Source organism: Acidimicrobiia bacterium (assembly GCA_035651955.1).
In the GTDB taxonomy this organism is placed as follows: Bacteria; Actinomycetota; Acidimicrobiia; order IMCC26256; family JAMXLJ01; genus JAMXLJ01.
Map to the genome: position 1 here is coordinate 1 of DASRES010000007.1, position 14,691 is coordinate 14,691.

Sequence of the window (14,691 nt, forward strand, 5' to 3'; positions counted from 1 at the left end):
GCGCAAACGGGTCGCGGCCCGATCTGGATAGCCGCGCTGCTCGATGTCGCGGTCGAGCTCCTCGGCCTCGCGCTCGTGCTCCGCCTTCCGCACCGCGAGCGCGTCCTGCACCGCGGCGGCGAGCCCCTCGGCGAGGCGCACGGCGATGCCGGCCGTCCCGTCGAGCTGCGCGGCGGCCTCGACGAACGCGAGCCGCAACGGTCCGAGCCGTCCCGCGAGGTCGCGCGCGCGACCGAGCTGCCCGCCCGCGAGCGGAACGGCGAGCGCAACGGTCTGCGCGTCGAAGCCCTCACCCGTCAACGCGTCCGTGATCGCGTGCGCGTCGAGCGCGGCGAAGTCGACCCGCTGGGACCGCGACCGCACCGTCTCGAGCAGCTCGTCGGGCGTGTCGGTCACGAGCACGAAGTGCGCGTGGGGCGGCGGTTCCTCGAGCGTCTTCAGCAGCGCGTTGGCGGACTCGTCGCTCAACCGGTCCGCCTCGAACACGATGATCACCTTGTGGTCGCCCTCGACGGGCGCGCGCGCCGCCTCGACCACGATCTCGTCGCGCACCTGCTGCACGCTGATGACCGTCCGCTCGGGCTCGACCTCCACGACGTCCGGATGCATCCCCCGTAGCACGAGACGCTCGACCCGATCGTCGCCGTCCGGCGCGAGCATCGTCGCCGCGAAGCACCGCGCCGCGTCGTCCACGCCCGAGCCGCGCGGCCCGACGAGGAGATACGCATGGACCGGGCGCCGCGCCGCGCGTTGCAGGAGCGCGACCGCGCGGTCCTGCCCGGTGATCCGTTCCCACATCGGCTGACGACCCTACCGGGCCAGGTTCGCCTCGACGACCTGGGCGACCCGCCGTGCCACGTCGTCCGGAGCGCCGTCCCCGTCGACCACGAGCCACCCCCGCTCGGACGCGAGCGTGCGGTACCCCGCGCGCACGCGCGCGTGGAACTCCTCGCCCTCGCGCTCGATGCGGTCCGACGGGACACCGCGACGCGCCACCGCGACCGCGTCCGAGACGTCGAGCACGACGACGACGTCGGGGCGCGGGAACCCCGCGTTCACGCGCTCGACCACCTCGAGGCCGACGCCACGCACCAGCCCCTGGTACACGAGCGACGACGGGACGTACCGGTCGCACACGACGTCCACACCGGCATCCAGCGCCGGTCGCACGACGCGTGCGACGTGCTCGGCGCGGTCCGCCACGAGCAGGAGGAGCTCCGCGAGCGGGTCGACCGGATCGGCCGTGTCGAGCAGGAGCCGGCGGAGATCCTTCCCGAGCGGCGTCGCGCCGGGCTCGAAGGTGAGATCGACACGCCGTCCTGCCGCGCGCCAGTGGTGCGCGAGGAGCCGGGCCTGCGTGCTCTTGCCCGACGCCTCGCCGCCCTCGAGGACGACGAACCGGCCGCGGTCGCTCACGCCGTCGCCCCTCGCTCACGCGCGCGGCGGACCTCGCGGCGTGACAGCCAGCCCGCGACGATGCAGATCGCGCCGCCGAGCCACAAGGCGATCCGCACGCCCTGCAACCCGTACGACGCGCCCGCGACCGACACCGAGCGGTGCCCGAACACCAGCTTCGAGAGCCAGTCGAACAGATCCGAGAACAACGGCGACACGGTGAGCGACAGCAGCAGACAGAGGCGGATGACGGTGTACAGCGTGGCGAACGTCCGCCCGCGCAGCTCGTCGGCCACGTTCTCCTGCAACACGGTGAACCCGGAGACGTACGCGGCACCCGAGAACGCGCCGACCAGCGCGATCAGCGGCGCCGCGAGCCACAACGTCGAGGACGACACCGCCGCGATGAGTGCCGCGCCCACACCCATGACCGCGTACGCGAACAGCGACTCACGCGGCAGCCGCCGCTGCACCGCGAGCAACGTGAACACGCCCGCGGCCGCACCCATGCCGAGCGCGGTCATGAGGAAGCCGAACGTCGCGCTGCTGCCGCCGAGCACGACCTTCGCGAACACCGGCCCGAGCGGGATCATCGCACCCCCGCCGATCAGCCCCGCGCCCAGACCGATGAGGACGCCGCGCACGATCGGGTGCGACGCGATGAACCGCATCCCCTCGACGATGTCGCGGACCGACTGCGACCAGTCGATCCGCTGCCCCTTGTGACGGTCGATGTGCGGGATCGGCAGACGGAAGACGATGTACGCGGAGATCAGGAACGTCAGGCCGTCGACCCACAGCGCGAGCACCTCGCGGTCGACCTTGAGCGCGGAGAACGGCCCGAAGTGCCCGAGCCACTTCGCCAGCACGGCCAGCAACGAGAAGATCAGCGACCCGACCGGGAACGTCCCGTACGCAGCCGCGAGCGACAGCGAGTTCGCCGACGACAGCTGCCTGCCCTCGACGAGGTGCGGCACCGACGCGTCCTTCGCCGGACCCCACAGCAGCGTCAGGATCTCCATCAGCAGCGACACGAGGATCAGGCCGAGCAGCGTGTCGACGAACGGCAGCACCGCGAGCAGCGCGGCGCGCCCGACGTCGCACCACACCATCACCTTCCGGCGATCCCACCGGTCGACGAGGACGCCGCCGACCGTGGCCAGGAAGAACCCCGGCACCATGCGGGCGACCATGACGAGGCCGACGGCCGTTCCCGAGTTGTTCGAGACACGCGCCGCGATCGCGAGGATCGCGATCAGGCCGATCCAGTCGCCCAGGCTCGAGCCGACCTGCGCGAGCCAGAGCTTGAAGTACGCACGCGACCCGAACACCCGCCACGTCGACGACGGCAGGGCCTGCTCACCGTGAGCAGGCGGGATGAACGGCGCATGCTCGGCGCTCACCGCGGGCCAGCCTAGGTGGCGCCGTGGTGCCCGCCGCGCGTGGTGTCGGCGCGGCTACTCGGCGGCCGGGCTCTTCTTCGCGGCGGCCTTCTTGGCGGGCTTGGCCGTCTTCTTGGCCGCGGTCTTCGACGCGGCCGCGGCCTTCTTCTTCGCGGGCGCCTTCTTCTTGGCCGGCGTCTTCTTCTTCGCGGGCCGGCGGCTCGGGCCCGCCTCCTCGCGCGCCTCGAGCAGCGCGACCGCGTCCTGGAGCGTGACGGTCGCGGGGTCCGTGCCGCGTGGCAGCGACGCGTTCGTCGTCCCGTCGGTCGCGTACGGGCCGTAGCGACCGTCGAGGATGCGGACGGGCGCGCCGGTACCCGGGCGCTCGCCCAGCTCCGCGATCGGTGCCTTCGCCTGGCGGCCGCGTCGCTTCGGCTGCGCGAACAGCGCGTCGGCCTGCTGCTTCGTGACGGTGAAGATCTGCTCCTCGTTGTCGAGGCTGCGCGTCTCGCTGCCCTTCTTGAGATACGGGCCGTAGCGACCGTTCTGCGCGGTGATCTCCGTGCCGTCGTCGTCGACGCCGACGACGCGCGGCAGCGACAGCAGCTGCAGGGCGTCGTCGAGCGTCACCCGCTCGACGGTCATCGTCTTGAACAGCGACGCGGTGCGGGGCTTCTCCTTCGATCCGTCGACGGGCTCGCCCAGCTGCACGTACGGCCCGTACCGGCCGTCCCGCACGATGACGGGCAGTCCTGTCGCGGGATCGGTGCCGAGCTCACGGCCCTGGTCGCGACCGCGCTCGAGACGCGCCTGCGCGTCGTCGACCGTGAGCTCGTCGGGCGCGACGTCCTCGGGAACGGGTGCGGTCTGCTCACCACGCGACAGGTACGGCCCGTACCTCCCGACGCGCAGCACGATCCCGGCGTCGTCGAACTCGGGGCCGAGGTGCACGGTGTTGACCTCGCGCGGATCGATCGTCGCGAGGTGCTCGTCGGCGACGAGCTCGCGCAGCCCGGCCTGCCCGTTCCCGTAATAGAAGGAGTGCAACCACTTCTCGGCCTCGCCCTCACCGCGCGCGATGACGTCGAGCGCCTCCTCCATCGTCGCGGTGAACCCGTAGTCGACGAGGTGCGCGAAGTGCTGCTCGAGGAGCTGGATCTTGGCGAACGCGACCCACGACGGGACCAGCGCGTTGCCCTTCCTCCACGCGTAGCCGCGGTTCTGGATCGTCTCGATGACGGCCGCGTACGTCGACGGACGGCCGATGCCGCGCTCCTCGAGCTCCTTGACGAGGCTCGCCTCGGTGAAACGCGCGGGCGGCTGCGTCGTGTGGCCGCTCGGCGTGAGACCGTCGCACGCGACGACCTCACCCTCCGCGACGGACGGCAACGTCGCCTCGCTCTCGTCGGTGTCCGCCGCCGTCTCGTCGGTGCCCTCGACGTACGCGCGCCGGAAGCCGAGGAACTCGTAGGTCTTGCCCGACGCGCTGAAACGCGCGCGCTCCCCGGCGGTCGACGTCGCGTCCAGTCGCACGGTGACACGCCGGGCGCGCGCGTCGGTCATCTGCGACGCGATCGTGCGCATCCAGATCAGCTCGTACAGCCGCTGGTGGTCGCTCGGGATCTGGCCGCGCACCTCGTCGGGCGTGCGGATGCGCTCACCCGCGGGACGGATCGCCTCGTGCGCCTCCTGCGCGTTCTTCACGCGTCCGCGGTACTCGCGTGGCTCGGGCGGCAGGTACTCCTCGCCGTACAGCTCGCGGATGCTGGCGCGCGCCGCGGTGAGCGCCTGGCTCGACAGCGTCGTCGAGTCCGTCCGCATGTACGTGATGTAGCCCTGCTCGTACAGGTCCTGGGCGACGTCCATCGTGCGCTTCGAGCCGAACCGCAGCTTGCGGCCCGCCTCCTGCTGCATCGACGACGTCGTGAACGGCGCCTTCGGCTTCTCGGTGAAGCTCGTCGACTCCACCGACGAGACCCGGAACTCCGAACCGTCGAGACGTCCCGCGAGCGCGCGAGCCGCGGCCTCGTCGAGACGGACGACGTCGCGGTCGGCCGCGACCTCACCGGTCGCGCTGTCGAAGTCGCCGCTGCGCGCCAGCCGGCGGTCGTCGAGCTCGAACAGCCGCGCACCGAACGGCGAGCCGTGCGAGCGGAACGCGCCGTCGAGGTCCCAATACTCCGCGCGGCGGAACGCCATCCGGGCGCGCTCGCGCTCGACGAGCATGCGCGTGGCGACGCTCTGCACCCGGCCCGCCGACAGCTTGGGACCGACCTTGCGCCACAGGACCGGCGACAGCTCGTAGCCCACGAGCCGGTCGAGGACGCGGCGGCCCTCCTGCGCCTCGACGAGCTTCATGTCGAGGCTCCGCCACCCGTCGATCGCCTCCCGGATCGCGGCCGGCGTGATCTCGTGGAACACCATCCGCTTGACCGGGACGCGCGGCTGGAGGACCTCGAGCAGCTCCCACGAGATGGCCTCGCCCTCGCGGTCCTCGTCCGTCGCGAGGTACAGCTCGTCCGCGTCCTTCAGCGCGGCCTTGAGCGCCTTGACGGTCGGCTTGCTCTTGTCCGGGACGATGTAGTGCGGCGTGAAGTGGTCCTCGACGTCGACCGCGAGGCCGCTCTTCGGCAGGTCGCGGATGTGGCCGAAGCACGCCATGACGACGTAGTCGCCACCGAGGAAGCCCTCGATGGTCTTGGCCTTCGCCCTCGATTCGACGATGACGAGCGGCTTGGGCAAGGGGACTGCTCCTTTCGGGTCCCGGATGCGGTGGCCGGCGGCGGGAGGGGCCGTCCGGGGCGCGTATCGGCAGCCGGGCGCGGTCACCGTAGCGGGCCATCCGTGGTGCCACGGCGCTGCCCGCGGTGTCAAGCCGGGCGTGGCGCAGGCTCTTTACCGCTCGTTGGGGCGGCGGCGGGAGCGCCACGGTCCGCGTCCGTCTAACCTGTCGTCCCCATGCACTTCCTCGATCCGAAGTACCTGATCGAGACGTTCGGGACGATCGGCTTGATCCTCGTGATCTACGCCGAGTCGGGCATTCTCCTCGGGCTCGTCTTCCCCGGTGACTCGCTGCTCTTCACCGCCGGCCTCCTCGCGTCCCAGAACAAGTACGGCCTCAACATCTTCTTCATCGCCGGCGGCGCGTTCGCCGGCGCGGTCCTCGGGGCCCAGACCGGGTACTGGCTCGGCAAGCGGTTCGGCCCCTCCCTCTTCCACCGTCCCGACTCACGCATCTTCAAGCAGGAGTACGTCGACAAGTCGAAGGACTACTTCGACCGCTACGGCGGCAAGACCGTGGTCATCGGACGCTTCGTCCCGTTCGTGCGCACGCTCGTCCCGATGCTCGCCGGCATCGGCGAGATGGACCTCGGCGCCTTCACGATCTTCAACGTGATCGGCGCGGCGCTGTGGGCCGCCGGCGTCAGCGTCGCCGGGTACTTCCTGGGCAAGTCGATCCCGAACGTGGACCACTACCTCCTGCCGATCATCGGGGTGATCATCCTGATCTCGGTGATCCCGCCCGTGCTCGAGATCCGCCGCCAGCGCAAGACGTCGCGCGCGGCCACGGCCGGCACGAGCCCGGTCGTCTCGGTGGACGCCGTCCAGGTCGACGCCGAGGTCGAGTAGCGCACCGGGTTCGTCGCCGTCCGCGACCGGAACACCCATGACGGGCGTGTCGCACGGAGCCGGCGCGACCGTCAGCGGTGCTTCGGCACCGGGCTCCCGTGATGGGCATGCGCGCCCTCGCCCGAGAGCACGCTCCGCAGCGAGGCGGCAAGCTCGTCCACGGAAGCCTCGTCGGGCGTTCCGCCGCCCGGCTCCGTGACGTAGAACGTGTCGACGACCTCGTGACCGAGGGTCGAGACGCGCGCCTGGGCGATATCGAGCCCATGGCCGGCGATCACGCGGGTCATCCGGTAGAGGAGCCCGAGTGTGTCCTCGGCGCGGACCTCGACGACGCGCGCGTCCGATGCGATCTCCACCGGGTGGACGATCACCTCGGGCGACGTCGCGCGCGCAGCGGAGCGCCGTCGACGGCTCGCGAGCCAGCGCTGCAGCACCGCGTCGTCGAGCGCCACGTCGCCTGCAAGCGCGGCTCCCAAGTCGCGTTCGAACGTGTTCCAATCGATCGGGACGCTCGGGCGCGACGGCACCGCCGAGATGCGGTCAACCGCGACGCCGTCCACGGACACCGCATGTGCGCTGCGGACGTCCCCCCCGGAGGCGGTCAGCACACCGACCACGACGCTGAGGAGGCCGGGGCGGTCGGGCGCGACGATCGTCGTGACACCTTCGCGCTGCTCGACGAGCAGCCGACCCCCGGCCTGACGAACGAGGGCCTCCTGCTCCGGCGTCCACGGCCCGGGCTCGATCCTCACCTCGCGCCCGGCAAGCAGGTCGTGCACGCGCTCCACCAGCGTGCGCACGAGCTCCTCCTTCCAATCGCTCCACGCGGTCGGCCCGGTCGCGAGCGAGTCGGCCTGGGTCAACGCCGCGAGGAGGAACAGCACCTCCGACGACCCGACTGCTCGCGCGACCGCGTGCAAGGTGGCCGGGTCCTCAAGATCGCGACTCGTCGCGATCGATGGCAACAGGAGGTGGTTGCGGACGAGCGAGACGAGCACGTCGGTGTCCGCGTCGTCGAAGCCCATCCGCGGAGCGATCTCGCTCATCAGACGGACACCTGCGTCGGTGTGATCACCCGCCGACCCCTTGCCGAGGTCGTGCAGCCACGCGCCGACGAGCAGCAGGTCGGGGCGGCTCACGTTCCGCACGAACGCGGCCGCCTGAACCGCGGCCTCGGTGAGATGACGGTCGACGGTGAACCGGTGGAACGCGTTCCGTTGCGACCGGCTCCGTACTCGGCGCCACTCGGGCAGGATCCGGGTCAGCAGGTCGTACTCGTCGAGTGTCTCGAACACGTCGACCAGGGGCTCTCCACTCCCCAAGAGCGCGACCAGCGCATCGCGCGCCTGTCCGGGCCACGGACCCGTCTCCGGCGCGACCCGTCGGTCGAGCCATTCGAGTGCACGTCGCGCGATCGGCGCGTTCTCGCTCGCGGCCGCCTCGGCGACGTTGAGAAGAAGCGTGATGTCCGCCGGCGGCGCGTCCGCGGAGATGTCCACCTCGCCGTCGCGCATCACGATGCCGAGCGCCAGCTCGCGATCGCCGCCGGGCGCCCTCCGCGACTTCGGGCCGGCGAGCCGGGCGCGCGCCCTACGCCATACGTCATCGTAGGTGCGCGCGATCGAGCGCGCCGCGCCAGCGAGGCGCGTCATCAGCTCGTCCGAGTCGAGGCCGACCCGCGCGGCGACCTCGTCCTGCACCTCGAGGAAGAGGCGCTCGCCCCGTCGACCGGTGGCCCGGTGCAACTCGACTCGCGCGGTGAACAGCTCCTCGAACGCGTGGAGGCTCGCGGCGTCGTCGATCGTCTCACCGACGGCAAGGCGGACCGCGCGAATGACACTCAGATCACGCAAGCCGCCCTTCGCCTGCTTCAGGTCGGGCTCCAGCAGGTATGCGAGATCACCGACGTCGCGATGTCGCGACCCGCTGATCGCGTCGAGCGCCGGGAGCCGGCGTCCACGTCGGTGCGCCCACGCGACGCGCACCGCGGCGAGCGTGTCCTCCCCGAGCGCGCGGTCCCCCGCGATGACGCGCCCGTCGAGCAGTGTCATCGCAGTCTTCAGGTCCTCGCCTGCGACCCTGACCGCCTCCTTCGGCGTGCGGACGCTGTGGTCGAGCGTGAGTTGCTCGTCCCAGACCGGGTACCACATGCGCTCCGCGATCGGCCTGACGTCGATACGCGGGTCGTGCAACAGCAGAACGTCGAGATCGCTCTGAGGCGCGACCTCCCCCCGCCCGAGCCCGCCGCACGCGACGAGCGCGACGCCGTCCTGCACGCCCAGGAGGGAAGCGAGCCACTCGTCGAGCAGCGCTGCGTAGGCCCGGCCGAACGCCGGGCCCCGCAGCTCTTCGTCTTCGACCAGGCGCCGGCGGTCCTCAGCGAATCGCCGCGAGCCCGCGCTCCTCGGTTCTGACACGGACCACGTCCTCGACCGGCACGATCCACACCTTGCCGTCGCCGATCTTGCCGGTCTGCGCCGCCTTCACGACGGCATCGACCAGCTTCTCGACGTCGATGTCGTCGACGAGGATCTCAACCTTGGACTTCGGGACCAGGTCCACCCTGTACTCGGCGCCGCGGTAGACCTCGGTGTGCCCGCGCTGGCGTCCGTGACCCCGCGTCTCCGACACGGTGACGCCGCTGACGTCGAGCGCGTGGACGGCGGCGAGCACCTCGTCGACGCGATGCGGTTTCACCACTGCGACGATCAGCTTCATCGTTGTCTCCCTCCCGTGCCCGTGGCGACCCTCGATCGGGCCCTCGGCCACGGGTGCCGATGCTCGTGTGCCGGCCGCACTCCGGTGGGGCCGCTGCAGCGCGACGGCCACCTCACCCGTCGGCCGGAAGCTTGACGGTGCTGGAAGCCGTGGCGCCGACGACGTCAACCTCGTCGTAGTCCTCGCCGATGCCGGGCGACTCCGTGGCGAGCACGAAGTCGGGGTAACAGAGCGCTCCGAACTCCGCCATGTCGAGGCCTTCGAGCTCGACCTCCCGCGGAACCCGGATGGCCTTGCGCTGCTTGAGCAGACTGAAGATGAGGTATGTCAGACCCCACGCCCAGATGAAGCCGATCGCGACGTCGATGACCTGGGCGCCGAGCTGCCCCGGGTTGCCGTAGAACAGACCCTTCACGTTCCCGGCAACACCGTTCCATCCGCTGCCGTAGCTGCCGTCCGCGAACAGCCCCAGCGCGAGCACGCCCCAGGCACCGCACACGCCGTGCACGGAGATCGCGCCACAGGGGTCGTCGATCTTCAGCTTCCGGTCGATGAACTCGACGCTGTAGCAGACGAGGAACCCAGCAAGGAGGCCGATCATCGTCGCGGCCCACGGCGCCACGAAGGCGCACGGGGCAGTGATCGCGACGAGACCCGCGAGCATCCCGTTGCACGACATCGAGATGTCCGGCTTGCCGTACCGGCTCGCCGTCCAGGCCATCGCGGTGACGAAGCCCGCGCACGCCGAGAGAAGCGTGTTGACCGCGACGATGCTGATGCGAAGGTCGGTCGCGCCGAACGTCGAGCCCGGGTTGAAGCCCATCCACCCGAACACGAGCACCAAGGTACCGATGACGACGTAGCCGAGGTTGTGCCCCGGGAAGGCGCGCGGTGTTCCGTCCTTCTTGTACTTGCCGATGCGCGGCCCGAGCAGCATCGCCAGCGCGAGCGCCGCCCAGCCGCCTGTCGCGTGGACGACTCCGGAGCCAGCGAAGTCGACGGCACCGTGCCCCAGGTGCAGCGAGTGACCGAGCTGCGACAGCCATCCGCCGCCCCACACCCACATCCCGTAGATCGGGTAGATGATCGCCCCCATCGCGACCTCGGCGACGATGAACGTCGCGAAATTGATCCGCTCGGCGATCGCCCCGATGATGATGTAGCCCGCGGTCTCCATGAACACGACCTGGAACAGGAAGAACGCGAGCGCGCCGACGTCGTAGGTTCCGCCGGTCTGCAGGAAGAATCCGTGCAATCCGATCAGTCCGGCGTGGCCGTGCCCGAGCATGCTGTTGAGGACGCCGAGCCCGCCGAGGTTTCCCACGCCGCCGATCCCGACGCCTCCGAACTGGAACGCGAACCCGACCGCGTAGTACGCGAGCAGGGCGATCGCGAACGCGGCGATGTTCATCATCATCATGTGCCCCGCGTTTTTCGCGCGTGTCAGCCCTGTGACGAGGAACGCGAAGCCGACCTGCATGAAGAGCACGAGGAAGCCGGTGATCAGCAGCCAGCTGAAGTTGACCGCGACGGTCAGCTCACCGGCCTGGTTGGCAAGTTGATTGAGGCCGACCTGCGTGACCGGCACCTTGGTGTCGGTGATCTTGTTGTTCGTCGCGGCCGCCACGTTGCGCGCGGTGCCTGTGGCGCTCCCACCAGCGTCTCCCTTGTGGGTCGCGAACTGGCTCACCATGAGCAGCGCGATGAAGGTGATCACCGTCAGCGCGATGAGCTTCTTCGTGTTCGACACGCCGAATCCTCCCCCCGAGGTCACTGCCTGCTGCCGGACGCGAGAACCGTAAGAAAGTCGCGTGTCACTCACGTATCTGCCGTGTGTCCCGCGTGTTACGTCTGGCCCGGGAGCTGCCAGATAGCGCTCAGGCAGAGGGCGAAGCGTGCGATGGCGGTCAGGCGGCGTTCATGGGCGCGCCGGGATGACGGCCGCGCGCCGCGACGGTCTCGCACCCGAGCTCGACGTCACCCGAACGGTTACGCGCCGGACGCGACGCGAACGACGCCGCTCACGCGCTGTCGGCCGGTTCGAACCGGTACCCCATGCCCGGCTCGGTGATGAAGTACCGCGGCCGCGCCGGCTCGGGCTCGAGCTTCCGGCGGACCTGGGCCATGAACACGCGCAGGTAGTTCGACTCGGTCCCGTACTGCGGGCCCCACACCTCTTGCAACAGCTGGCGCTGGCTCACGAGCTTCCCGGCGTTGCGCACCAGCACCTCCACGAGATGCCACTCCGTCGGTGTGAGCCGCACCTCGTCGCCCTCACGGGTCACGCGCTTCGCGCCGAGGTCGATGACGAACGCCGGCGTCGTGACCGTGATCGCCTCCTCGCCGCGCGCGCCACGCCGGAGCGAGGCGCGCAGCCGCGCGAGCAGCTCGTCCATGCCGAACGGCTTCGTGACGTAGTCGTCGGCACCCGCGTCGAGCGCGGCCACCTTGTCGGCCTCCCGGTCGCGCACCGACAGCACGACGACGGGGACGGTCGACCAGCCGCGCAGACCGTGGATGACGTCGACGCCGTCGATCCCGGGCAGCCCGAGGTCGAGCACGACGACGTCGGGATGGTGGCGAGCAGCGAGGTCGAGCGCGACCTCGCCGTTCTCCGCGAGGTCGACCTCGTAGCCACGCGCGCGAAGGTTGATGCCGAGTGCCCGCCGGATCTGGGGCTCGTCGTCGACGACGAGGACGCGTGTCACGACGGCGCCGCCTTCACGCTCATCACGACCGTCAGTCCACCACCGGGCGTGTCGTCGACGCTCACGCGGCCGCCCATCGCCTCGACGAACCCACGCGCCACCGCGAGCCCCAGGCCCACGCCGTTGCCGTTCGCGTTCGTGTCGCCCAGGCGCTGGAACGGCCGGAACATCTGCTCGCGCTGCTCGACCGGGACGCCGGGGCCCCGGTCCACGACGCGTACGTCCACCCGGTCGCCGACCGCGCCGGCCTCCACGCGGACCTGCTTGCCGGCCGGCGAGAACGCCAGCGCGTTCGCGACGACGTTTGCCACCGCGCGTTCGAGGAGCTGCGCGTCGACCTCGACGCGCGGCAACGACTCGGGCACGTCGAGGACGACGTCGTCGGCGCGCTCGCCGAGCCCGTCGAGCGCGAGCGGGACGATCTCCTCGAGCCCGACCTCGCGCATCGTCGGGTGCAGCGAGCCCGTCTGGATGCGACTCATGTCGAGCAGGTTGCCGATGAGCGCGTTGAGCCGGTCGGCCTCCTCGTCGATCGTCGACAGCAGCTCGTGCACCGCCTCGGGCGTCCAGGTGACGTCCCGCTGGAGCAGGCTCGTCGCGGCCGCCTTGATCGACGCGAGCGGCGTGCGAAGGTCGTGCGACACGCCCGCCAGCAACGCGGTGCGGAGCTCGTTCGCCTCCGCGAGCCCGCGCGCCATCGCGGCCTCGGCGCGCAGCTCACGGCTCTCGAGCGCGAGCGCGAGCTGGTTCGTGAACGCGAGGAGGACCGTGAGGTCCTGCTCGTCGAGCCCCGGACCGACGAAGACGAGCTGGGTGCGCTCGTCGAGCGGGACGCTGAGCTCGCCGTCCTCCGGGCGCGCGGGGACCGGCTCCCCCGCCGAGGTCTCCACGACCCACCCGTCGCCGCGGCGGCGCAACACCGCGATCGCCTGCACGTCGAACGTCGAGCGGAGCTGGGTCATCATCGGCGCGAGCGGATCGGGCTGACCGAGCAGCGAGCCGCTCAGTTGCGCGAGCGTCGCGGCCTCGGCCTTCGCGCGCGTCGCCTCGGCGCTCCGCCGGGCAGCGGCACTGACGAGTGCGCTCACCACGCCCGCGACCGCGAGGAACACGAGGAGCGCGGCGACGTTCTGGCCCTCGGCGATCGACCACCGGTGCAGCGGCGGCGCGAAGTACCAGTTCGCGAGCGCGAAGCCGCCGACGCTCGCGACGAGCGCGGGCCCGAACCCGCCGAGCGCCGCGGCCGTCACCGCGACGAACAGGAACAGCAGCAGCTCGGTCGGCAGCGAGAGGTCACCGCGTAGGTGCGACATCACGAGCGTGAGCAGCAGCGGACCGGCGACGGCGAAGAGCCAGCCCGCCATCCGGCGTCGCTTCGACAGCGGCGCGAAGTGCACGTGACCGCCACGCGTGCCGGCGACGGCGTCGACACCCTCCTCCGCGTAGGAGATCACGTGGACGTCGATCTGCGCGGCGTCGCGCAACACCCGGCTGATCACCGACCCGCGGACGAGGTCGTGCCAGCGCGACCGGCGGCTCGCGCCGAGGACGAGCTGCGTCGCGTGCTCCGCGCGCGCGAACTGCACGAGCGCGCTGCCGGGGTCGTCGCTCGCGATCTCGTGGTACTCCCCACCCAGCTGCGTCAGCAGCTCCCGCTGCACGCGCATGGCGTCGGTGGGTGGACCGGCCAGCCCGTCGGTTGACCGGACGTGCACGCCGAGGAGGTCGCCGCGCGTCCGGCGCGCCATCCGCGCGGCCCGACGGATGAGCACGTCGGCGTCCGGCGCGCCGGTCAGCGCCACCACGACGCGCTCACGCGTCTCCCACGTGCTCGAGATGCCGTGGTCGGCCATGTACTGGTGCAGGTTCTCGTCGACCTTGTCGGCGACCCACAGCAGCGCGAGCTCGCGCAGCGCGGCGAGGTTGCCGGGACGGAAGTAGTTCGCGAGCGCGGCGTCGACCCGTTCCGGCGGGTAGATGTTGCCGTGCGCCATGCGCCGGCGGATCGCCTCGGGCGTCATGTCGACCAGCTCGACCTGCTCGGCCGCGCGCACGATCGCGTCGGGAACGGTCTCGTGCTGGTGGACGCCGGTGATCTGCTCCACGACGTCGTTGACGGACTCGAGGTGCTGGATGTTCACCGTCGTCACGACGTCGATGCCGGCCTCGAGGAGCTCCTCGACGTCCTGCCAGCGCTTCTCGTTGCGCGAACCCGGTACGTTCGTGTGCGCGAGCTCGTCGACGAGCGCGAGCTGCGGAGCGCGGGCGAGCACGGCGTCGACGTCCATCTCCTCGAGCGTCGACCCGCGGTACGACAGCGTGCGGCGCGGGACGACCTCGAGGTCGTGGAGCTGCGCGGCGGTGTTCTCGCGGCCGTGCGTCTCCACGAACGCGACGACGACGTCCTTGCCCCGGGCCCGTCCCCGCCAGCCCTCGTTGAGCATCGCGAACGTCTTCCCGACGCCCGGCGCGGCACCCAGGTAGATGCGCAGTCGGCCACGCGCCATGACCGAAGACTACGGCTGGAGCCGTGCGTGGAGGTCGCCGAGCGCCAGGTTCAGGTCGAGCACGTTGACGGTCCGCTCGCCGAGGAAGCCCCATGGCCGCGCGTCCGTGTGGTGGTCGACGAGCGCGAGCACCGTCGCGACGGGCAGCCCGCGTGCACGCGCGACCCGGGGCGCCTGGAGCCGCGCGTTCGCCACCGAGATGTCGGGGTCGAGTCCCGAGCCGGACGAGGTGACCGCGTCCACAGGGACGGCCACGTTCGGAGCCAGCCCGTTCTCACGCCGGTACTGCGCGACGCGCGCGGCGACGTCGCGCAGCAACGTCGGGTTGGTCGGGCCGAGGTTCGACGCGCC

11 protein-coding genes are annotated in these 14,691 nt (G+C 71.1%); 1 reads left to right on the forward strand and 10 read right to left on the reverse strand.

All coding sequences use genetic code 11. The features are described from left to right. From VFC33_01890 to topA, 4 genes are all read right to left on the reverse strand, one after another. Positions 1-798: DNA polymerase III subunit delta' (locus VFC33_01890; protein ID HZR11977.1), on the reverse strand; the 798-nt coding region annotated here is incomplete at its 3' end. Between the two features lie 12 nt (positions 799-810). Further along, the gene (tmk, locus tag VFC33_01895) at positions 811-1,416 is read right to left on the reverse strand and encodes a dTMP kinase (GenBank protein HZR11978.1); all 606 of its coding nucleotides are present in this window, start codon (positions 1,414-1,416) and stop codon (positions 811-813) included. Continuing rightward, on the reverse strand, positions 1,413-2,798 hold the full coding sequence (locus VFC33_01900) for an MFS transporter (protein ID HZR11979.1): 1,386 nt from the start codon (positions 2,796-2,798) through the stop codon (positions 1,413-1,415). The genes tmk and VFC33_01900 overlap by 4 nt, the downstream gene beginning before the upstream one ends. A 54-nt stretch (positions 2,799-2,852) precedes the next feature. After that, positions 2,853-5,519, reverse strand: coding sequence for a type I DNA topoisomerase (gene topA / locus VFC33_01905; protein ID HZR11980.1), 2,667 nt, complete (start codon positions 5,517-5,519; stop codon positions 2,853-2,855). A gap of 216 nt (positions 5,520-5,735) precedes the next feature. Between topA and VFC33_01910 the strand changes: the two genes are divergently transcribed. Continuing rightward, the gene (locus tag VFC33_01910) at positions 5,736-6,407 is read left to right on the forward strand and encodes a VTT domain-containing protein (protein HZR11981.1); all 672 of its coding nucleotides are present in this window, start codon (positions 5,736-5,738) and stop codon (positions 6,405-6,407) included. 71 nt (positions 6,408-6,478) lie between these two features. Here the strand turns inward: VFC33_01910 and VFC33_01915 are convergent, their stop codons facing one another. From VFC33_01915 to VFC33_01940, 6 genes are all read right to left on the reverse strand, one after another. Then, positions 6,479-8,824 carry a [protein-PII] uridylyltransferase gene (locus tag VFC33_01915; GenBank protein HZR11982.1) on the reverse strand — a complete coding sequence of 782 codons (2,346 nt, stop codon included), beginning with the start codon at positions 8,822-8,824 and terminating at the stop codon, positions 6,479-6,481. Further along, positions 8,784-9,125 carry a P-II family nitrogen regulator gene (locus tag VFC33_01920; protein ID HZR11983.1) on the reverse strand — a complete coding sequence of 114 codons (342 nt, stop codon included), beginning with the start codon at positions 9,123-9,125 and terminating at the stop codon, positions 8,784-8,786. Before VFC33_01920 ends, VFC33_01915 begins: the two co-directional genes overlap by 41 nt. 112 nt (positions 9,126-9,237) lie before the next feature. Further along, positions 9,238-10,875: an ammonium transporter gene (locus tag VFC33_01925; GenBank protein ID HZR11984.1), complete on the reverse strand. Its 1,638-nt coding sequence runs from the start codon at positions 10,873-10,875 to the stop codon at positions 9,238-9,240. A 271-nt stretch (positions 10,876-11,146) separates the two neighbouring features. Beyond that, a complete protein-coding gene (locus VFC33_01930; GenBank protein ID HZR11985.1) occupies positions 11,147-11,833 on the reverse strand; it encodes a response regulator in 687 nt (228 codons plus the stop codon). After that, positions 11,830-14,340: an ATP-binding protein gene (locus tag VFC33_01935; GenBank protein ID HZR11986.1), complete on the reverse strand. Its 2,511-nt coding sequence runs from the start codon at positions 14,338-14,340 to the stop codon at positions 11,830-11,832. The genes VFC33_01930 and VFC33_01935 overlap by 4 nt, the downstream gene beginning before the upstream one ends. Positions 14,341-14,349: 9 nt before the next feature. After that, on the reverse strand, positions 14,350-14,691 hold a 342-nt coding region (locus VFC33_01940; protein HZR11987.1), incomplete at its 5' end, for a potassium-transporting ATPase subunit C.